We start from the raw sequence: 21,147 nt of genomic DNA, 5'->3' as shown, positions 1-21,147 counted from the left end.
GGAAGAATCCCTCTCAATCGGTCGTTTTTAAGTTCCTACCCGGTCATTTTTGAGGGAATGCGGCGGCTGTGCGCTCCGATTAAAGCGGCCTTGACAACCTCGGCGGCGGCGTTCTACAATCCTAAACATACACATGTATGTTTTATTTGAACAGGAGGGATTTGGATGACGGATTTCACAAGCGTGCAGGGCAAAGTCGCGATCGTAACGGGCGCGGCGGACGGGCTGGGCAAAGCGATTGCGCAGTGCTACGCGGACAATGGCATGAAGGTGGTCGTGTCCGATATCGATACCGGCAAAGGGCGGGCTTTTGTCGAAGAACTCAAGGCGGACGGCAAAGAAGCTTCTTTCTTCAAAGCGGATGTCAGCAGCGAAACCGAGGTTGAGCAGTTGGTCGATTACGCCGTGCAAACCTACGGACGGCTGGACGGACTGGTGAACAACGCCGGGATCGCCGCCGACGCAAGGCCCGCGCACGAATATTCCGTCGCCGAGCTCGACCGGGTGCTCGCCGTCGATCTGAAAGGCGTATTTCTGGGTATCAAATTCGCCGTGCAGGCGATCCTCAAGTCTAAATCCGCAGGCGGGTTCATCGTCAATATCGCGTCGCAGGCGGGAATCATGGGCAACAGCTCCATGGCGCTGTACGCTTCGGCCAAGCACGGCGTGGTCGGCCTGACCAAGAGCGCGGCGCTCGATTATGCCGCCCACAACATTACGGTCAACGCGATCTGCCCCGGAACGTTCCGGACGTCCATCTGGGGCCAGGCGCCCGAGGAAGCCATAAACGAATTTGCCAAAGTCTTCTCCCCGAACGGAAGACTCGGCGATCCGCGGGAAATCGGTTATCTCTCCTTGTTCCTGGCTTCCGATCTGGCCCGTTATGTCAGCGGCGCCGCTATCCCGGTCGACGCCGGTTCGAGCGCGGGCAAGATCACGCCGACCCAATGGGCGGACACCGGAATCCTGGAATAAAAGCGCCGAAGCCAACCGAATAAGGCAAATAAAAATAACTTCCGGCGCCGGAAGTTATTTTTGTGTATGCTATAATTTCTGTTGGAGAATCTCGGCTGGAGGGCGAAGAAAAATGATAACGACGAAAGATAAAATGTGCGAAGAAGCGATCGGCATGTTCCGGGAATCCGGCTACGAGAATATCAGCATCAACATGATCTGCGGCAGGCTGGGCGTAACGCGCGGCTCGTTCTATCATCATTTCGACAGCAAGAATGCGCTGCTGCTGTACTGGTTCGCTTCCCGCGTCAAAGCGAGCATCTCGCTGGACGGAAGCCTGGACTCCGGCAAGCAAACTCTGCGCAAGCACGCGCTGGATTACGCCCGTATGCTGGCGGAGATCGGCCACGACCTGATGTATCATGTCCTGACGGCGGAGTTCGAGCTTGAAGGCAGGCACTTCCATACGTATTTCGACGAGGAATCGCCTTCGATCGCGCTGATCGACCGGGCGATCGCCGAAGGAGAGATCCGCTCCGATCAATCCGGCCGGGAACTGATCGACGCTTTCGCCGCCGCCATGATCGGCATTATCGTCCGCTGGAAATTCGAGCGCGGAGCGTTCGATATCCAGCAGCGGATCGAATCGGCGTTCGACACGATATACCGGTAAGGTTCTCGGTTTCCTCAAATGCGCAGTCGGCTTCTGCGATATTCGCTCGGTTTGAGGCCGGTCAGTTTCTCGAACAGCCGTGCAAAATGCTGCGTGTCCGAATACCCGACTTCCGCGCAGATCTCGTACACTTTCAGATCCGTTTTCTCCAGCAGTTCCTTCGCCCGCTCGACCCTCACCCGCCCCAGAAAATTGATATACGTTTCCCCCGTCTTCTGCTTGAACAGCTGGCTCAAATAATAGGGACTGATAAAAAAGCGCGATGCCAGGTCGGCCAGCGTGATTGCTTCGCCGTAATGCAGCAAGACGTACTCCTTGACCTCGGCGATAATATCTTTTTTGCGCGGAATGCGGTGCTTCGTCTTGAAAGCGAGAATGCTTCCGATCACCTCGATCATCCACGTCTCCAGACTCTCCAAGGTGCTAAAGCTCGAAATTCCTTCCAGCGATAAAATGCGGCGTCCCAGGATATCGTTCTGCTGAAGCTGCTGGAACGACATCTTGCGCACGCTCAGCAGCAGAATATTCAGGCATTGAAGCTGGAGTTCGCGCGGGCTCATGCCGCTCTGCTTCTGCATATTGCGAAAAATCTCCCGGACGGCGCTCACGCATTCCGCTTCGTTCAAATTGTCGAGCCCGGCTTCCAGGCGGCCGATCGGTTCCTGCGGCACTGAGTAAATCTCCTCGGCCGCGTGCGCCGTTTCCGGGTAAGGGATCACGGTTCCTTCCCCTCTGACGACTTTGTGGCTGAGCGCATAGCGGGCTTCTTCGAAAGACTGTCCGATCCCCGCCGCGCCTTCGCGGAACGTTCCGATCCCGATTGTAACCGGACGTCCGGCCTGTGCGTTCAGCGTCTTTTTCAGCCCCCGAATCGCCAGGACGATATCCGCGTATCCCGCCGTTCCCTCATGAGCAATAACGACGGCGATCTGCGACATTGAGCGGCGTATCCGGTAAACCGCCCCATAGCGCTTCAAAGCCTCAGAAATTTCGTCCAGCGCCGGCTTGAAGCCAAAGTCTTTCGAAGATCCCGGTATCTCGCCGAACTCAATCAGCGCGCATACGAACCGGATGCCTTCCGTTTGAATATTCGCGCTTTGCAGCACTTCTGCCAGATGCGCTTCGTCGTCGAGACCGTTGTCCAGAATATCGCTAAGCAGATTTTCCTGCATCCGGCTGAGGGCTTCCTCTTTCAGATCGTCTATTTCCCGCAGCTTCGACCGCTCGGTCAGGATATCTCTGGCAACCTGGTTTACGCTGTCGCGCAGCTCTTCTTCTTCCACCGGCTTGTTGATATAGAATTTGACGCCGAGCTGAATGCCCGTCCGGGCATATTCGAAATCGGCGTATCCGCTCAGCAGAATAAATTTCGCCTGGCTGCCCGCTTCTTTCAGTCTTTTGATCATATCCAGACCGTCGGACTGCGGCATGCGGATATCGGTAATCACGATATCCGGCCGCTTTTTCTGTACCAGCTTGAACCCGTCTTCGCCGTTATAAGCGGTGCCGACAATACGGCAGTCCGGGAGGTAGCGGCCGATCATTTTTTTGAGTCCTTCCACAATGCCTTTCTCGTCGTCCACCAGAACCAGCTTCATCCCGGACCCCTCCTTGCTTCTGTTATCGAGGTCGGCCCTTCCGATCTCGGAATCAGGAACTCGACGGCTACGCCTCTGGCGGACGCGGGATCGAGCGACAGACCGTAGCGGTCTCCGTAATGAAGCTTGAGTCGCTCGGCGATATTTTTCAGTCCCAGCCCTTTGCCGCCCGGCTCGTCCGTCGGTTCCAGCTTGTATTTGTCGAGTCCCGCTTCTTCCAGCAGAATAGTCAGTTTGCGCCGCGTTTCCTCCGTCATGCCGACGCCGTCGTCGGAAATCCGGATTCGAATCTCGCCGCCGTCCGCGACGCTTCCTTCGATGCGGATATTCATCGTGCGGCCGTAGCCTTCGAATCCGTGATTGATGCTGTTCTCGACGATCGGCTGGAAGACCAGCGGGATAATGCTGCACCGCTGGATTTCTTCCGGCACGCGGATATCCAGCAGGAATTTGTTGTCGAACCGCAGATTTTGCAGCCGCACATAATTCTCCGTATACTCCAGCTCGTGCTTGATCGAATGCCATTTGCCTTCCTTGCCCAGCACCAGCCGGAACATACGCGCCAGAATCTTGATCATGTCGGCGGCTTCTTCGTCGTCGTTCACCAGCGCCTTCATCCGGATCGACTCCAGCGTATTGTAGAGCATATGCGGATTGATCTGGTTCTGGAGCGCGACCAGCTTGGCTCTGCGGTGCTTGATCTCCCCGATATAAACGTCTTCGATCAGCGTGCGGATGGTGACGATCATCTTGTTGTAGCTGCCGACCAGGCTTCCGATCTCGTCGCCCGCCTGCTTCTTCTCGATCGGCAGGTAACGCCCCGCTTCGGCTTCCTTCATGCTGCGCCTCAATTCTTTGATCGGCCGGGTAACCGTATAGCTCAGGGCAAGCGACATCAGCGTCAGAATCAAACAGCTCGCCAGAATTACGATCACGGTAACGCCTTTGATCTTGTTGATGTTCGACAGAAGTTTCTCGCGGGGAATTTCCGTCTGAATCAGCAGATTGCCCAACTCGGTCCGGCCCGACAGCACGATTCTGCCGCGGTCGCCCGGGTCCTGCGAATAGGCGCTGCCGCGCTCCAACACTTCCTGCCAGCGGACGCGCCCGCTGGCGGCGTCGGACTGGTACAAGATTTCTTCCCGCCGGTTGCGGATCGTGACGCTCATCCCGTACTTGTCCCGTGCCGAAACGAAATCTTCATCCAGCTGCAATAGGGCAAAAGGGTCTAGATCGATCAGCAGGATGCCGGCGTACGCTCCCTCGGAACTGAGCAGGACGCGGCCGACGGTGACGATCGCTCCTTCTTCGCTGTCGTTGTAGTAAGAGCGGTCGTGCAGGCCGGTAATAAAAAAAGTATCGTCCGCTTCGCGCACCCGTTTATACCATGGCTGCGACAGCAGCGCAGCCTCGCCGACTGTACCCGTGTTCGTGGAATACTGGTACACCCGCTCGTCCCGGTCGATCAGCATGACCGTGCCGATCTCCGGTTTGAGCAGCGCGACCCGCATCAGCAGCCGCTGCACGGCCACGCGCTGCACGATCACTTCGTCGATGGAACGGTTCCGCTCGTCTCCGAGCTTATAGATCAGTTGGTTGTCGATCAGCACCGACTTGGTCAACTTGTCGTACTCCTGCATCAGATTCTCGAGCGAGGTCCGAATCTGAGACGTATACAGGGCCGCAAACTCCTGGGAAGAACTCTCCAGTTCCACAGCCGATTGGCGAAAGATGACGACGCTTACACTCACGAGCGGAATGATGCAGATCAACAGGTAACCCAGCATAAGCTTGTTTTGAAATTTCATGCTTCTCACCTTTAGCACCGCTTCCGAAATCCAACGTTTATTATTCATCCCCCAAACCTTCCCCAATCTCGCATTCCGACCTTGTTCTATCATAGGACAGGAACGAGTAAACCGGCAGTCTTAATTTTTTGTATCCGCTTTCATAAAATTATAGCGTCCTCACTCATATATAAAGAGGGCCTCTTTTAAGAAGTTACCGGGGCATTTTCTAGAAAAATCAAAAAAAGAAGAAAAGCGTTCGCGGCCAAAAGTCTGCGCGGCGCTTTTCTTTTTCCGGATTCAACATGTTCTGCCGGCCGTGTATTCGGGACCTCGAAACGGCGGCAGGCGCCTTACCGTCCGCTTTTCTGCGTCGACTCTTCCTCTGCCTGAATTTCCCCGATCAGCCGCCGCACCCACTCCCGTTCCTGCTCCGTCTGGTCTTTTTTGAACGAGATCACTTCCGCCATGAAGCGGTCCTGCGCCGGCAGCCGCTCGTATTGAAGATTGCGCTTCATCTGTTCGTCCAGCACGGCCAGCCGTTTGCGCAGGATATCGAACTGAACCTCGGGATTCAGCCGTTCGAACAGGGCGACGCGGACGAGAAACTCGATCTGATTGACCGCCGCTTTTTCCGGAAAATCGCGTACCAGCTCGTTAAAAGTTTCTTCGCCCGTCTCCGTCAGCAGATAAACGTGGCGATCGGGCTTGCCGTCGCCTTTCTCTATTTCTTTGGTCATCGCGCCCATCGCCAGAAAGCGCCGCAGCGCGGGATACAGCGCATTGTTGTTGAGTTCGAACGTATCGCCGAGCGCTTCCTGAACGTTCTTTTTGATCTCGTAGCCGTGCTTGGGTCCGGTCAGCAGCTGGCCCAGAATCAGAATATCCGCATACATGGCAATCCCCTTCGCCTCGTTTGTTTGTTCGTTTCGTTCCGTTCTTCGCGCTTGATTGTTCGCTTGATTGTACCGCCGCCGGGCGGCAAAGACCAGCGAATTTCCTTTTTGTCTATGCGCTATGCTAAAATACAGGTGTATCTTATAGGTTAAAATAACATAGGTTAACGTAAAACGGTTCTGTACAACGACGCAATCGCAAAAAAACGAGCAGCAGTACTATTCCGCCTGGGAGGGAACTTGGATGAAAGACAGCAATCAGGTTATTCTGCAGGAGATTTCGAATCTGAGAACCAAGGAAGAGCAGTGGGAGCCGTACCCGTGGTTCAGAGAGATGCGGGAAAACCGGCCTGTCGAGTACGACGCCGGCCAGGACGCCTGGAGCGTTTTTTCGTACGATGCCGTGAAGAAAGTGCTGTTCGACCACGAACTGTTCACCAACAAGAAAACGCGCAGCCTGATCCCGATTCCGCGCACGATCGACACCCGCAGCAACGTCAATATGGTCGATCCTCCGGAACACCGCAAGCGGCGCGCCCTGCTGGCGCAGGCGTTCACGCCGCGCAGCCTCAAAGACTGGGAGCCGAGAATCCAGGAGATCATCGACGAGCTGATCGCGGAGATCGAAGGCGACGATATCGTCGATATCGTGGACAAGCTGGCGATTCCGCTGCCCGTAACCGTCATCGCCGACCTGCTCGGCGTCCCGTCGCGCGACCGGCATCTGATCAAAGCCTGGTCGGATATTCTGTTTCTGCCGTACAATATGGACGCCTATGAAGATATCGAGCAGCAAAAAGGCAAAGCGATGCAGGAATTCGGCGCATACCTGTACCCGATCGTGATGGAGAAACGCGCCAATCCGGGCGACGATATCATCTCCGACCTGACCAAAGCGGAACTCGAAGGTGAAACGCTGACGGACCAGGAAGTCGTCATGTCGGCGATCGGGCTGCTCGGCGCGGGCAACGAAACGACGACCACGCTGCTGTCCAATCTGTTCTACTGCATGCTGATCGACCAGCCGGGCGTGTATCAAGAATTGAGAGCCGACGAGTCGCTGGTGCCCAAGCTGGTCGAAGAAGTGCTGCGCTTCCGCTTCGGCGCGACGATCGACCGGCAGGTGGCGCAGGATACGGACATTTTCGGCCCGCCGATGAAAAAAGGGCAGGTCGTCGTCGCCTGGATCGGCGCCGCGAACCGCGACGAGTCCCAGTTCGACCATGCGGAACGGTTCGATATCCATCGTCCCGGCAAGCTCCAGCATCTGACGTTCGGCGCGGGTCCCCACTTCTGCCTGGGAGCCCCGCTCGCGCGGCTGGAAGCGAATATGGCGCTGGGCGCGTTCGTCAAGCGTTTCTCGGATATCAAGCTGCCGGGCGGCTTCAACGTATCCGAACATCTGACCGTCTCGATTACGGGGCAGTCGCTGAAGAGCTTCCCGATCGAAGTGAAGCGTTGAGTGGACGAATCTTTGAGTGAACGAAGCGTTGAACGAATCTTTCAAGCAGCGCAAACAAAAGGCCGTTTCTCCGTATATCGCATACGGAAAAACGGCCTTTTTGCGGATGACGACCAATATCGACTGGATGCCTAAACGCGATCTTCCCTGCCGAACATCCGCTGATCGTTCAAGCGCACCAGCACTTTCCCGAAGCGGCCGCCCTGCCGGATCGCTATATTTCCTTCGGAGGCGCGCTCTTGCACATACCGCGATACGACGCCCCGCACATGCTCGCCTTCGGGCAGGCCGGACATGTTCAGCCAGCGGACCGTATCTTCGACGGCTTCCGCCGCGCTCAGCGTCTTCTCTTTCATCTCGCGCGTAATCAGCGTCTGGTAAGCATGGCCGTTCAGCAGCAGGAGTCGAAACAAATACGAGAGTTCCATCCGCTCGGCCGGCCGGAGGCTGTACCGAACGTCAAGCCCTTCTCGCAGCGACGCCGGCGAATCCGGCTTTCCTGTTCTTCGTGCAAATGTCCAAAAAAAAGCAAAAAGCCCCGGATTCCGCCGCGAAACGGAGTCGGGACTTTGCTTTTTTTCCAAACGGTTATTTCAAATTGATCGCCTTGATCCGCTCCAGCGGGAATTTGGGCCGGCGGTCTTCCGTCAGCAGCCCGTTGATCTCCTGCTGCACATCGGCCAGCTGCGTGTAGCAGTAACCGCAAATATAATCCACGCTTTTGATCGCCTGGGTCAGTCCGTCGAAGCGGGTCAGGAACTCTTCGTCCGTCAGCACCTGGTGGCCGTAACCCCAGCCTTTGTCCGATTGGAACGCGATGCCGCCGAACTCGGTAATCATAATCGGCTGTCCCCTGTACCCGTAGCCTTCGGCAAACGCATATTTCCAGTGGTTGCAGGCGATCTCCTTGTTCATGATACCTTCCTTATTGCCTTCGTACCGCTTGAGGAAACCTTCTCCGGTCTCCACGTAATCGTGCAGCGTAATAATGTCGGATACGGTATGCTCCCAGCCGTCGTTGGTAATAACCGGCCGATAAGGATCGATACTTTTGGTCAGATGGTAAATACTTTCCGTGAACTGCTGCTGCCTCCGGTCGTGCCGGATATAGTGGATGCCCCACGATTCGTTGAACGGCACCCAGGTGATAATGCTCGGATGGTTGTACTGCTGCCGGACGATCTCCAGCCATTCCTGCGTGAACTGCTCTACCGCCTGGTCGTGATACTCGTACGCCGCCGCCATTTCGGACCAGACCAGCAGGCCTTTGACGTCGCACCAGTACAGGAAACGGGCGTCTTCGATCTTCATATGCTTGCGCACGCCGTTATAACCCATCTCCAGCATGGCGTCGATATCGGCGATCAGCGCTTCTTCGCTCGGAGGCGTCAGATGGCTTTCCGTCCAATATCCCTGATCCAGAATCAAGCGCTGGTAGAGCGGCGCGTTGTTCAGCAGCACCTGCCCTTTCTCGATCGAGATCTTGCGCATGCCGAAGTAAGACATGACGCGATCGACGACGGCCTCTCCTTGATACAGCACGAACTCCACATCGAACAGATTCGGCTGGCGCGGCGACCAGAACGATCTTTTCCACGGTCCGGCCGCTTCGTGGATCAGGTCGACTTCCACGCTCAGCCGCGGCCGGTCGGCAACCAGGCTCACCGTCTTGACCGGGCGGCCCTGGAACGTCACGATCGCTTCCAGTCTCAGACCATCCGCCGCGGTCTCCAGACCGTGCACCCGGTAATCGAAAGAAACCGAAGCGCGGTCGAGATTCGGCGTGATCTTCACCGAATCGATGCGCTGCTCCTCCACATACTCCAGCCAGACGGTCTGCCAGATGCCGGTCGTCTGCACATAGAAGCATTCGAAGTTGTCCGCGGTCCAGCGCTGCTTGCCCCGGGGCTGGGTGCAGTCGTCGCTGTCTTCCGCTTTGACGACAATTAGATTGTCCGTCCCGAACTTCAGGTGCGGGGTAATGTCCACGGAGAATGCTGCGTAGCCTCCCCGGTGGCCGCCGGCCAGCACGCCGTTCACCCAGACTTTGGCCGTATGGTCGACCGCCTGGAAGTGCAGGATCGCCCGCTTGCCTTGGGCTTCCTGCGGAATCCGAACCGATCTGCCGTACCAGACGCGGGGATGGAAGGCTTCGATGCCGATTCCGCTCGCCTGCGTCTCGTATGTGAACGGCACCTTGATCCGGTGAGTACCGTCCAGCCGCTCGTTCCATTTCCCGCTTTCGCCGGTGTTGTCGTCGTCGAAGCGGAAGTCCCATTCGCCGTTCAGGTTCGTCCAGTTATCGCGCACGAACTGCGGTCTCGGATAATCTTTGATATATCCTTTTGTGGTCATTGCGCTTCTCCTTCCCGCCGCTCGATATCGATCTCAAGCGCGTAGACCGAAGCCGGGCGCAGCGCGAGCCCCGCCTTCCAATCTTCGGCCGCGATGCCGCGGGTCCGGCAGGCGATCCGGTCCGGTTCGAATACGGAATTGATGTCCCAGGCGGAGTCGCCCGTAATCTCGTGCAGCACCGCTTCCCCGGAAGCTTCGCCGCCCGCAAGCGCGAGCGAAGCGTTCACTTGCTCCAGGCTCCGGTTGACGATAAAGACGGTCAACACATCGCCTTCTTCGTTGACGAAAGCGGCCGTATCCAGATCCGGCAGCGCGTCCAGCGGAATGGGGGTCGGCTTATTCGCCTCGACCGAGAAAGTGCCGCACTGCGTATCGACTTCGAGCGCGTGCGCGATGTCTCTTCCCGCGTACAGCTTCAGCACTTCGTAAGTCGGCGTGCCGTATACGGTCAGCGGACGGCCGCTCCAGCCGGCTTCCTTCCCGCAGTACTGGTCGGCGTAATAATCGCCTACCCGGATGCAGCCGCCGAGCCAGCCGTTCACCAGATCGGAGAAGCTGCCGATCTGCACGAGGTCGCCGGCTCTCAGCATTTCGTTCAGGTTGGCGGCGTTGGCGACCGCCGCGCCGAGCGTATGCTCGTCGGGCAGCCCTTTGCGGATCGTATTCGGATAATACATCGTATTGTATTCGGTAATCGCCAGCTTTACATGACGGTGCCGCTCGTCCGCTTCGATCGCTTCCCGGGTCTCGGCCAGATTGAGGCGCGTATATTCGGGAAAAGCGGCGATCGCTTTGTAGCGTTCTTCGGCCGGTGTATGACGGTCCATCGCGAAGCGGTTATAACCGTGGTACAGATGCAGCGTCAGATAATCGATCTGCTCGCCGACCAGGTCCAGCACCGCGCGGTTCCATTCCGGGTCGGTGTGTCCGCAGGCCAGGATCGCGATCGAAGGATCGGCGGCTTTCATCGCCCGGATAAAGTCCGCCGTCCGCCGGGCGAACTGCTCGCCCGTGCAGGTTCCGACCTGCCAGGCTCCCCAGACTTCGTTGCCGATCTCCCAGTATTTCACGCCGTACGGCTCCGGACTGCCGTTCGCGGCGCGCTGCGCGCCCATCGGCGTATCGGCGGCGCCGTTGCAGTATTCGATCCACTGCGCCGCTTCTTCCGGCGTGCCGGAACCGTCGTTCACGCAGATCAAGGGCTCCACGTCCAGCTCCCGGCAGAAGCGCACGAACTCGTCCGTGCCGAAGTATTTGCTTGTCCAGCCGCCCCATGCTTCGTTGTACATGACCGGGCGCTCCAGCTCCGGACCGATGCCGTGCTCGAAATGGTAAGCGCTGATATAATTGCCCGCCAGGCGCATCATGCCCGCGTTCAGATCCCGGCTCATCTCGACGACCTCGCGCTTGACCAGGCCGACATGGTCTTCCGGCAGCAGCGAAACGTGATCGATCCACAGCATCCCCGTGGAGACGCTGTCGTTCCATCTGGGATGGTCTTCGGCGATATAAACGCGCACTTCCGCGTCGGCGCATTCCCGGCCGACCGCAAGCTCCGCTTGGTATTCCCGCCAATTATGGCTGTCCAGCGCGATGTCCGCGCGGCCCAGCACTTCGCCGCTCTGCCGGTCCGCGACTTCCGCCACCAGCGTACTCAGTTCGACCGAAGCCCGGGCTGCCAGTTTGACGGTGTAATTCATTGGCCCTTTCAACGCGGCGCGCTGGGCGATGCCCGCATACGCTTCGTCGTCGCTCAGCACGGTGATGCGCTGGGCGCGGCCGGAGTGCTTGGGCGCGGGCGCTTCGAGCGCGTAACGCGTATTGCGTCCGTTCGTATAAGCGTACCAGGCGCCCGACACGCCGGACGAAAGTTCCGCTTCGCTCTCGAAATCCATATCTTTCAGCGGAAAAGCCAGCATCGCTTCCATATGATCCCGGATATCTTCCACAAAGTGGCCGAACAAATAAGGATTGATCTTATGCACGCTCGGCCGAGCGCAGTCGACCGAAATTGCTGCTGTAGTTTTCAATGGGAACCCTCCGTTGCCTGTTATGCCTTGTATTTGTATCTATCGCGTTATCCTTTGACCGAACCGATCATGACGCCTTTGACAAAATGACGCTGCACGAACGGATACATAATCAGCACCGGCAGACTCGATACGATGATGACCGCGTATTTGATGCTTTCGGACAGCAGGATCTGTTTCTCCAGCCCCACGTTGCCGCCTTCTTCCGTCGCCGACTGGCTGATCAGCAGAATTTCGCGCAGCACCAGCTGGAGCGGATATTTGTCCTCGCTGCGAATATAGATCAGCGCGTTGAAGAAAGAGTTCCAGTGCGCGACCGCGTAGAACAGCACCATAACGGCCAGGATCGGCTTGGACAGCGGCAGAATGATGCTGATCAGCAGCCGCCAGTTGGAACAGCCGTCGATATGCGCCGCTTCCTGGAGTTCCCAGGGAATGCTGTTCTGGAAATACGTCCGCATAACGATCAGATTGTAGGTCGAGATCGCTCCCGGAATAATCAGCGCCCACATCGTATCGACCATGCCCAGCTCTTTGACGAGCAGGTAGTTCGGAATCAGACCGCCGCTGAAGAACATAGTCAGCGTCACGATCATCATCAGCCCTTTGCGGCCAGGCAGATCCGGTCTCGACAGCGGATAAGCTGCCAGCAGCGTCATCACGATATTGATCAGCGTACCGACAACCATGTAGACGATCGAATTGCCGTAGCCGGTCCAGATCTTGTTGTTGTGCAAAATATTGGCGTAGGCTTCGAGCGTGAATCCTTTGGGAAGCAGCCACACTTCGCCGTTCAGCACCCTGGCGGGATCGCTGAACGAAGCCGTGACGACAAAAAGCAGGGGATACAGCACGACGACCATAAGGATCGCCGCGATCGCATAGACGACAATATCGAACCAGCGCTGGTCCGAAGGACCTTTCGACGCCGCTACTTTTGACATGTTGGTTTCCTCCTTACCACAGGCTGGTCTCCGACGTTTTGCGCGCAAAGCGGTTGACGAGCAGCAGAAGCGTCAGGTTGATGACGGAGTTGAACAGCCCGATCGCGGCGGTATAGCTGTACTCGCCCTTCAAGATCCCGGTCGTATACACGAAGGTGGAGATCACGTCGCTCGCTTCCAGGTTCAGGTTGTTCTGCATCAGCAGGATCTTCTCGAACCCGATATTCATAAATTGGCCGATATCCAGAATGAGCAGGATGACGATAACCGGCACGATTCCCGGCAGGGACACGTGCCAGATGCGCCGCAGACGGGACGCGCCGTCCATCTTGGCCGCTTCGTACAGCTGCGGATTGATGCCGCTGAGCGCCGCGATATAGATGATCGACTGCCAGCCCATGTTCTGCCAGACGTTCGAACCGATAAAGATCGTTTTGAACCAGCCGGCCGATTCCATGAAGCGGGTCGGCGTGCCGCCGAGCCCCTGGATCAGCATGTTGATCGGGCCGTTGGTCGAGAGCATCACGGACAGAATGCCCACGATGACCACGACCGAAATGAAGTGCGGGATATACGTAATATTTTGCAGCAGCTTGCTGTAAGTCTTGCTGCGGATCTCGTTGATCAGCAGCGCCAGCATAATCGGGACCGGGAAAGCGAGCAGCAGCGAGAACAAATTGATCGACAGCGTATTCCAGAGCAGTCTCCAGAAATAATACGAATCGAAGAAGCGCCGGAAGTTGTCGAATCCGACCCAGTCGCTGCCCAGGATGCCTTTGCCGGGATTATAGTTCTTGAATGCGATTTGCAGCCCGTACAGCGGGCCGTAGTGAAACAACAAATACCATGCGATCGGCAGCAGCAGCATCAGATACAAGTCGTATCTTTTGGCAATCTGCCGGACCAGACGGCCGCCCCGTTCCGGTTTGGACCGGGGCGCCGCGGCGGTCTCATGGACGTCTGCGTTTTTCATGAATATCCGCTCCTATCCGCAAGAGAATCCGCCTGTTCGTTATTTCTCCATCTTGTCGTAAGCGTCCTGATAGATCTGCTGCAGTTCTTCGATGTTCATCTTTTTGAGCGTCGACTGGAATTCGTCCCATTTGTCGAAGCTCAGCGCGCCGGCGATAAACTTCGTGCTCTGCTCTTCGTAATATTTGTCGATATCGTTGCGGAGCATGTTGACTTTCTGCGCCGTCGCTTCGTCGAACATCGGAGCCGCGTAGCGGATCTCCGGCATATACGGATCGAGCTTCTTCTGCGCTTCCTGCACCTGCGGCGGGTTGATGTACGACGCCACGTACTCGCTGATCAGGTGCGGCGCTCCGCCGCCGGCATACGGCGTAAGCTTGGGCTGCGTATCGGCCGTCGAATACTCGGGTTTGTACTGCGGAATGCCGTCGACGATCTCGTAATGCTCGCCTTCCCGGCCGAAGCGCAGCAGCGTCGAACCTTCGTCTGTGTAGAAATAGTCGACCCAGCGCAGCGAAGCTTCCGGGTATTTGTTGACCGACGTGATCGCGAACGCGCCCGCGTCGCGCGGCACCGGCGCTCCCTGCGCCTGCAGGCGGTCGCCGTGCGGACCTTCCGGCGGCGCAATCCCGACGTACTGGTCGGCGATCGGCAGGAAGTTGTTGTTGGTCTGGTCGAAGAACATGCCGGTATTGCCCGTTCCCTGCTTGGCGAGGAACTGCGCTTCCGTATGGGCGAACAGATCGCGGTCCAGCAGATTCTCCGCGTACAGCTTGTTCAGGAACATCAGCAGCTCTTTGTTGCGCTCGCTGCCCATCCAGATTTCGACTTTGTCGTCCGCGATATTGATGTTGTAGCCGAACTGCTGGTCCAGCCCGTACGATCCGCTCATCAGCGGCACGATGGACAGCCCGCTGCGCGCGGTCATCGGAAGCTCGTCTTTCTTGCCGTTGCCGTTCGGGTCCCCGTCGCGGAAAGCGACCAGCACATCGTACAGCTCGTCGATCGTCTGCGGTTCTTCCAGGCCGAGCTTGTCGAGCCAGGATTTATTGATCCACTTCTTGTCCGTTCTTGCCGCGTCCAGCGTTACGATGCCCGGCAGCGTGTAGATATGGCCTTCCGGAGTCGTAATCGCCGCGCGAATCTCCGGGTACTCGTCCATCAGCTTGGAGAAGTTCGGCGCGTAGTCCGCCAGCATGTCTTCGAGCGGGATCAGCTGTCCGCCGGACCCGTAACGCACGGCTTCCAGCGCGGAGATCCCCGAGCGGTACATCACGTCGGGCAGCTCGTTGGAAGCGAACAGCAGATTCTTTTTCTCTTGAAAACCGTCGGTCGGCGATTCGATAAATTCGGTCTGGATATTGCTCGTTTTCTCGTAATCCTGGAATACGGGCATGTCTTTGAACGGTCCGTTGACGGGAGCGATCCGGGTGAACATTTGCAGTTTGATCGGCTGCTCCACAATCGGGAACCCTTCTTTGCTTACCGTCTGGCCCGACGTTTCGCCTTTGGACGAAGCCTCGTCTTTGTCGCCGCCCGATGCGCATCCTCCGAGCGTCATGGCGGCAATAACCGTCAGGCTCATCGCCGCTTTTTTCCAATTTCTCCGCATGTTGAATCCGACCTCCTCTGTAGATGTAACCGTCTTTATGTAAGCGTTTTCTGAGGTGTTTGTTCATTATAAGGCAGTCCCGGAGGCGGAGAGTTCCACATATTTGACTGTTTACTACACTTATTTTACGCTTTGCCCCGCGCCGCCCGGACGATGGGTATAAGCATGCGGCGTCGTGCCGGTCCATTCCTTGAATACTTTGAAAAAGTAATTGTACGTCGAGAAGCCCACCTGCCCGCTGACCTCCTTGACCGTATACCGGCCGCTTTCGAGCAGCTTGCAGCCGGCTTCGATCCGGACCCGGTTGAGATATTCCGAAAAAGTCGCGCCGGTCTCTTCTTTGAAAATGCGGCTCAGGTAAGAAGGGTTGAGCCCGATCGCGTCCGCCGCCAGTTCCAGCGTGATATAACCGGGATAGCGTTCCAGGATCAGCAGGATCGTCTGGGACACATGCCGGGAATACGGTCCCGACGCCCGGCGGCTCCGCAGCCGCTCCAGCAGGCGGTCGAAGTAGTTCTGGATCCACTGCTCCAGCGCCGCCATGCCGCCGATCCGGCTCAGCTCTTCGCGCAGCGGCAGCGGCGGTTCGTCCGGCGGCGAAGCTTCCGGCGGCAGCGCCTTCTCCCCGATCGCCGCCAGTTCGCTGGCGATCATCTGCACGGTCCGGGAATGGACCGGATGCTTGGAGATCGAAGCGAAGATTCCGTCGATCAAGCGCCGGACTTCCTGTTTGTCCAGCCGCTCCACCGACAGCAGCAGCTGCTTCTGCTCCTCGATCGTCAGCGAGAAACGGTCGGGACCGGAGAGCGGCGCGCCGCTTTGCGTCGAAGCGGACGGCACGTCGATCGCCCGCTCGGCCGCGCGGTAGCTGGCTTCGAGCCCGGACAGTCCGCCGCAAATTCCGCCTACGGCAAACGCGCATTTTAAATTCAGGAACAATTCGAGCGAATGGCCGATATTGCTCATCAGTCGGCTCGCTTCGCCCGCGGCGTCGCGCTCGCTCCGCTCCCGGAACGAGAAGACGACCGCAAGCCGGCCGTTCTCCACATACGCCGCAAGCCGCCCGGACGCATCGCCCAGACTCTGCTGCGTCAGTTCCGCCGCCTGGCGGACCAGGCTGTTCATCTGCATATCGCTGCGAGATTCCGTCAGCAGCCGGAACGGCACGATCTGCACCGCCGCCGCCGCGTAGCAGACCGCATCGGCAAAGACCCCGCGCTGCCGGACCCCGTCTTCCAGATTACGCAGGGCGCCCGGCCTGCCGAGCAGCGCGCCGACCAGATGCTCGCGCAGCGGTTCGGCGTTCGGCTCCCCAGCCCCGCCCGCGGCGGCCGGACCGGCGTCCGCGCTGCCGGATTCCCGCCGGATCTGCCCGGCCGCTTTGTTCAAGATGGCGATCAGCGACTCCGAAGTCAGACGATGTTTGAGCAGATAGTCCACGGCTCCGTTTTGCAGGCATTCGCGCACATAATCGTAATCGTCGTAGCTGCTGAGCATAATCGTTTTGACCGCGGGGTACCGCTCGTGAATCGTGCGCTGAAGCTCCACGCCGTTCATGCCGGGCATATTGACGTCGACGATCGCGATATGGGGGCGGCAGCGTTCGATCAGCTCCAGCGCCATCGGTCCGCTGTACGCTTCGCCGCATACTTCGAAGCCGTGGCTGCTCCAATCGGTCCGGGTCCACTGATAATGGTGCACCAGCGGCTCGTCGTCCACTAACAGAACTCGATACATCGTTATCCCGCCTCTCTGTCGTTGGTTTCGTCCGGCGTCAGCCGGGGAAAACGGATCTCGACTTTGGTATACAATCCCGGTTCGCTGAACAGCCGGATTCCGTAAGGCTCCCCGTACATGCGGCGGATTCGCTCGTGCACGTTCTTCACGCCCATGCCGCTAAAGCGTGACGGTCCTTCTTCCGCGCCGGTTTCGCTCAGCAGGGCGTCCAGCCGGTCCTGGGGCATCCCCGGGCCGTTGTCCACCACTTCGATCAGCAGATCGCCGCCGTCTTCGTACACGCGGATCACGATCAACCCGTCTCCGGCGCGCGCGCCGATTCCGTGCTGGATCGCATTTTCCACAATCGGCTGGAGCATGAGCTTCAGCATCCGGCAGTCCAGCAAAGCCTCGTCTTCGATCTGCATATGGACCGGGATCGGCACCATGTATTTGTACTTCACGATCGCCACGTAGCATTCGACATAATCCAGCTCTTCCCGGACCGTAAGGAATTCGCGGGAATTGCCCAGCACGCCGCGCATCAGCTCGATCAGCGAAGTCGACACCTCTTCGATATTCGGCACGCCGTTGACGCTGGCCAGGTATTTGATCGTATTGAGCGAGTTGTACAGAAAGTGCGGACGAATCTGCGCCTGGAGCGCGGTCAACTCGGCTTCGTGCTTGGCCTGCTCGCTGATCCGGATATCCTGCATCAGCCGTTCCAGCTCGTCGACCATGCCGATAAACACGCTGTACAGCTCGCCGATTTCGTCCCGGGTCTTGATCTCCGTTCTCGGAAAAGACAGATTGCCCGTTTTGACCTGCATCATCATCGTTTTCAGCCGTCTGATCTGAAGCGTAGTGCGGGAAGAGATTTGCAGCGCCACCAGCAGAACCGCCGCAAATACGACGACCGCGACTTCCACCAGCAGATTGCGCACCCGCACCGACTCGTTCAGCAGCGAATCCAGCGGCACGAGCGCCCGGGTGATCCAGCCCGTATGCTGCGAGCGCCGGCTGACGACGATATACGATTTGCCGTCGATCCGCCGTTCGTCCGCTTCTCCGAGCGCATCGGAAGACCGGGAGTCCGCGTAGATCGCCTGCCGCATTCGAGGCGAGACTTCGGCGGGAGCGGAGTCGGACTGGTACACCAGCTCCATCCGTTCGTCCAGCACGTAAAGTACGCTGTCCGCGGTGGGCTTTACCCCGTAAGTGTTGCGGATAAAATCGTAGTTGAGATCGACCATGACCACGCCTATATTTTCCCGGTTATAGCGGATGACGCGTCCCACGGAGATGGCGTCCGCCTGGCCGTCGCGCTTGAAGTAGGCATGGCGCTCCCCGTTGTTCAGCATGTAAGCCATGGTGTCCGTATCCAGAAAATTGCGGTCGATCCACGGGCTGCCGGTAAAAAACACTTTGCCGTTCAAGCCGATTACGGCGATGCGCGAAATATATGGCTTATAGCCGGTCAGCCCCGTCAGAAATTCGTTGATCCGCTTCTGCTCCTGAAACCATTCGTAGCTGATCTCCTCGTTGGGGCTCATGATGATGTCGATGACCGAATTTTTGTTCGTGACCACGATGGTGTTCAGGCGATCGATCTCGTCCAGCATCAGATTGAGCGACTCGTCCGTTTGACGGATGCTGTCCGCGACCGAAGTCACGGCGTTGTGCTTGATCGTCTCGCGCATGCTCATATACACAATCAGCGTGATCGCCACGATCGACGCCAGGCTGAGCAGCCCGAAAGTCAGAAAGATTTTCCCCTGAATCCCCGGCCTCGGCGAAAGTCTCTTGTAGGCGGAAGCAAACCGCAGAGCCATGCTGCCACGCTCCTTTACCGATAGGATGTTTGTCGGGAAAGCGTTATCAAAAAAGAAACGGGGGGATCGTCAGCCGCCCGCCGTGCGCACATGCAGAGGCGCGGCGCGGTAATACGATTTGAACGCGCGGGTAAACGTGTACAGATTCGGATAACCGAGCGACAGCGCAATCTCCGTCACGGTCGCGTCGGTCTCCAGGAGCAGCCGCCTGGCCTTCTTCATCCGGATATTCTGGATATATTTCTGCGGCGGAATCCCGACCTGGCTGGCAAAAGCGTTGGAGAAATAAGAACGGTGCATGCCCGCGAATTCCGCGACCTGCCGAACCGTTATCCCTTCGGTCGCATGCAGATCCATAAACTGCATACATTCGCGAATCCAGCCCGAAGGCTGGGGAACGCGAACCGAAGACATCTCCGGCATCAGCCCGGCCAGCAGTTCCCAGATCAGCCCCTGCAGCTCCAGCGAAGCGGCGGGACTCCAGCGCTCCACCCCGGCCATGGCGCCGAGTATGCGCTCGGCCGCTCCCGTAACCCGCGGCGTGATCCTCTCCCGCGCATACGGCTGCTCCTCCGTCACCCCGGCCAGCTCCAGCAGCGGCGCGGTCCGGCTTCCGTCGAGAGCCAGCCAGCTCATCCGCAGATCCGAATCCGACGGAACGATATAGTAGTGGTACGTCTGCTCCGGGAACAAACAAAACACATCGCCCCGGCGCAGCTCGATCCGCCGGTCGTCGTATTCGAACGCCAGCTCCCCGCCGAGCACAAAATGGAGACTGTAGCATTCGATCCGCTTCGGCCCTACCCGGTAATTCGGCTTGGCGATCGTCCGGCCTCCGCGGATCGGCCACAGCTGCGCTTCCCGGTCCAGTTCGCCGGGCGTGTAATAAATAAACCGGGCATATTCGTGCTCGTATTCCTGCAAACCGCCGAAAAAGTCAAGCATGCCTTCCCTCCTCAGCTAACAAAATGACAATCTTCGTTTTGACATGGATTCGTTCTTAAATCGCTTAAAAGCTATATTAACACAAATTCGAGCGATTGGAATTCCCTATTGGACCTAACATTTTATCCATTCATAAAAAACAACTTCCGCGCCTACCCAAAAGCCGGCCGCGGCAGGCGATCGGCAATAAGCCGCACACCGAAACGATGCTTCTCATTTGAAAGTAAGTCTCCCAAAGGTTTCCTGGTAAAAAAATAGTGCCTCCTTGTCGGGTATCCGGGCAGGTTATATACTAGGCTCTACCCGGGGCTTCCTAATCGCGATTAGAATCAATAATACGGAGGACCAAGATATGCAAAAACGGAAACTTGGCAATAGCAATAGAGAAGTATCGGCCGTCGGGCTCGGCTGTATGGGGATGTCGCCGGGCGTATACGGAAAAGCGGATCGACAGGAAAGTATCGCAACGCTCCATGCCGCAATGGAACAGGGCGTTACCCTGCTGGATACGGGAGACTTTTACGGTTCCGGCCACAACGAGCTCCTGATCAGGGAAGCGCTGCGCGGAAAAAATCGAGAACAGGCTTTTATCGCTGTAAAATTCGGCGTGCTGCTCGATCCCGGCAGCGGTTGGGGCGGATTCGACGGCCGGCCGGCGTCTTTAAAAAATTTTCTGGCCATGACTTTGAAACGCCTGGATATGGATTATATCGATTTGTATCAGCCTGCGCGCCTGGACCCCGATGTCCCGATTGAAGAAACGGTCGGCGCAATCGGCGAAATGGTGCAGGCGGGATATGTGCGTCACATCGGGCTGTCCGAGGTGGGTGTAAATACGATTCGCCGCGCGCATGCGGCGCATCCCATCTCCTGGCTGCAAATTGAATATTCGCTGTTCAGCCGGGGGATCGAAAAAGAAATCCTTCCCGCGCTGCGCGAACTGGGGATTTCGCTAAGCGCCTACGGCGCTTTGTCCCGGGGACTTCTGAGCGGCGCATGGACGAAGGAACGTTCTGAAAACAAGTTCGATGGACGCAATTTCGGGCCGCGCTTCCAGGGAGAGAACCTGGAGCATAATCTGCAGCTGGTGGAAAAATTGCGATCGCTGGCTGAACGCTACGGCACCAGCGTGGCCCAATTGGCGATCGCCTGGGTGCTTGGACAAGGCGAAGATGTGATTCCGGTGATCGGCGCCCGCAAGCAGACGCAGCTGCGCGATATGCTGGGAGCGGCGGAGATCGAGTTTACCGCCGAAGATTTGAAAACGATCGGCGAATTGTTTAATCCGGAAGATGTGGCCGGCGGACGCTACGACAAACATCAATTGGCTTTGCTGGACAGCGAGAAATAATACAAAAAAAGCTCTCAGAA

Annotated in this window: 16 protein-coding genes; 4 read left to right on the top strand and 12 right to left on the bottom strand. The window is 57.7% G+C overall.

What is annotated here, in order from left to right:
* Window positions 1-165 precede the first annotated feature (165 nt).
* Window positions 166-975, top strand: coding sequence for an SDR family NAD(P)-dependent oxidoreductase (locus tag QWJ34_RS04085; RefSeq protein ID WP_302725761.1), 810 nt, complete (start codon window positions 166-168; stop codon window positions 973-975).
* Window positions 976-1,087: 112 nt separating this feature from the next.
* Window positions 1,088-1,627, top strand: coding sequence for a TetR/AcrR family transcriptional regulator (locus tag QWJ34_RS04080; RefSeq protein ID WP_302725760.1), 540 nt, complete (start codon window positions 1,088-1,090; stop codon window positions 1,625-1,627).
* A gap of 14 nt (window positions 1,628-1,641) precedes the next feature.
* Here the strand turns inward: QWJ34_RS04080 and QWJ34_RS04075 are convergent, their stop codons facing one another.
* The 3 genes from QWJ34_RS04075 to QWJ34_RS04065 all read right to left on the bottom strand — a co-directional run bounded on the left by QWJ34_RS04075 (window position 1,642) and on the right by QWJ34_RS04065 (window position 5,908).
* The gene (locus QWJ34_RS04075) at window positions 1,642-3,225 is read right to left on the bottom strand and encodes a response regulator (RefSeq protein WP_302725759.1); all 1,584 of its coding nucleotides are present in this window, start codon (window positions 3,223-3,225) and stop codon (window positions 1,642-1,644) included.
* On the bottom strand, window positions 3,222-5,033 hold the full coding sequence (locus tag QWJ34_RS04070; RefSeq protein WP_302725758.1) for a cache domain-containing sensor histidine kinase: 1,812 nt from the start codon (window positions 5,031-5,033) through the stop codon (window positions 3,222-3,224). The genes QWJ34_RS04075 and QWJ34_RS04070 overlap by 4 nt, the downstream gene beginning before the upstream one ends.
* 332 nt (window positions 5,034-5,365) lie before the next feature.
* A complete protein-coding gene (locus QWJ34_RS04065; RefSeq protein WP_302725757.1) occupies window positions 5,366-5,908 on the bottom strand; it encodes a PadR family transcriptional regulator in 543 nt (180 codons plus the stop codon).
* Between the two features lie 244 nt (window positions 5,909-6,152).
* On the opposite strand from QWJ34_RS04065, the gene QWJ34_RS04060 reads away from it, so the two are divergent.
* The gene (locus tag QWJ34_RS04060) at window positions 6,153-7,370 is read left to right on the top strand and encodes a cytochrome P450 (RefSeq protein ID WP_302725756.1); all 1,218 of its coding nucleotides are present in this window, start codon (window positions 6,153-6,155) and stop codon (window positions 7,368-7,370) included.
* 131 nt (window positions 7,371-7,501) lie between these two features.
* Here QWJ34_RS04060 and QWJ34_RS04055 read toward each other — a convergent pair whose 3' ends face one another.
* From QWJ34_RS04055 to QWJ34_RS04015, 9 genes are all read right to left on the bottom strand, one after another.
* Window positions 7,502-7,783 carry a hypothetical protein gene (locus QWJ34_RS04055; protein ID WP_302725755.1) on the bottom strand — a complete coding sequence of 94 codons (282 nt, stop codon included), beginning with the start codon at window positions 7,781-7,783 and terminating at the stop codon, window positions 7,502-7,504.
* 175 nt (window positions 7,784-7,958) lie between these two features.
* A complete protein-coding gene (locus QWJ34_RS04050) occupies window positions 7,959-9,725 on the bottom strand; it encodes a glycoside hydrolase family 2 protein (protein ID WP_302725754.1) in 1,767 nt (588 codons plus the stop codon).
* Window positions 9,722-11,755, bottom strand: coding sequence for an alpha-L-arabinofuranosidase C-terminal domain-containing protein (locus QWJ34_RS04045; RefSeq protein WP_302725753.1), 2,034 nt, complete (start codon window positions 11,753-11,755; stop codon window positions 9,722-9,724). Before QWJ34_RS04045 ends, QWJ34_RS04050 begins: the two co-directional genes overlap by 4 nt.
* Before the next feature lie 47 nt (window positions 11,756-11,802).
* A complete protein-coding gene (locus tag QWJ34_RS04040) occupies window positions 11,803-12,699 on the bottom strand; it encodes a carbohydrate ABC transporter permease (protein ID WP_302725752.1) in 897 nt (298 codons plus the stop codon).
* A 13-nt stretch (window positions 12,700-12,712) separates the two neighbouring features.
* On the bottom strand, window positions 12,713-13,672 hold the full coding sequence (locus tag QWJ34_RS04035; protein WP_302725751.1) for an ABC transporter permease: 960 nt from the start codon (window positions 13,670-13,672) through the stop codon (window positions 12,713-12,715).
* Between the two features lie 39 nt (window positions 13,673-13,711).
* On the bottom strand, window positions 13,712-15,283 hold the full coding sequence (locus QWJ34_RS04030) for an extracellular solute-binding protein (protein WP_302725750.1): 1,572 nt from the start codon (window positions 15,281-15,283) through the stop codon (window positions 13,712-13,714).
* A 120-nt stretch (window positions 15,284-15,403) separates the two neighbouring features.
* Window positions 15,404-17,020 (bottom strand): response regulator, encoded by a 1,617-nt coding sequence (locus QWJ34_RS04025; protein WP_302725749.1) that lies wholly within the window; start codon window positions 17,018-17,020, stop codon window positions 15,404-15,406.
* A 2-nt stretch (window positions 17,021-17,022) separates the two neighbouring features.
* On the bottom strand, window positions 17,023-18,831 hold the full coding sequence (locus tag QWJ34_RS04020; RefSeq protein WP_302725748.1) for a sensor histidine kinase: 1,809 nt from the start codon (window positions 18,829-18,831) through the stop codon (window positions 17,023-17,025).
* A 69-nt stretch (window positions 18,832-18,900) separates the two neighbouring features.
* Complete coding sequence (locus tag QWJ34_RS04015; protein WP_368046219.1) at window positions 18,901-19,776, bottom strand: helix-turn-helix domain-containing protein; 876 nt, start codon at window positions 19,774-19,776, stop codon at window positions 18,901-18,903.
* Window positions 19,777-20,128: 352 nt separating this feature from the next.
* Between QWJ34_RS04015 and QWJ34_RS04010 the strand changes: the two genes are divergently transcribed.
* A complete protein-coding gene (locus tag QWJ34_RS04010) occupies window positions 20,129-21,127 on the top strand; it encodes an aldo/keto reductase (RefSeq protein WP_302725747.1) in 999 nt (332 codons plus the stop codon).
* Window positions 21,128-21,147: the final 20 nt, after the last annotated feature.

Source organism: Saccharibacillus sp. CPCC 101409, assembly GCF_030518235.1.
In the GTDB taxonomy this organism is placed as follows: Bacteria; Bacillota; Bacilli; order Paenibacillales; family Paenibacillaceae; genus Saccharibacillus.
The sequence above is the reverse complement of the archived record's forward strand: the minus strand, read 5'-3'. Positions and strand labels throughout refer to the sequence as shown.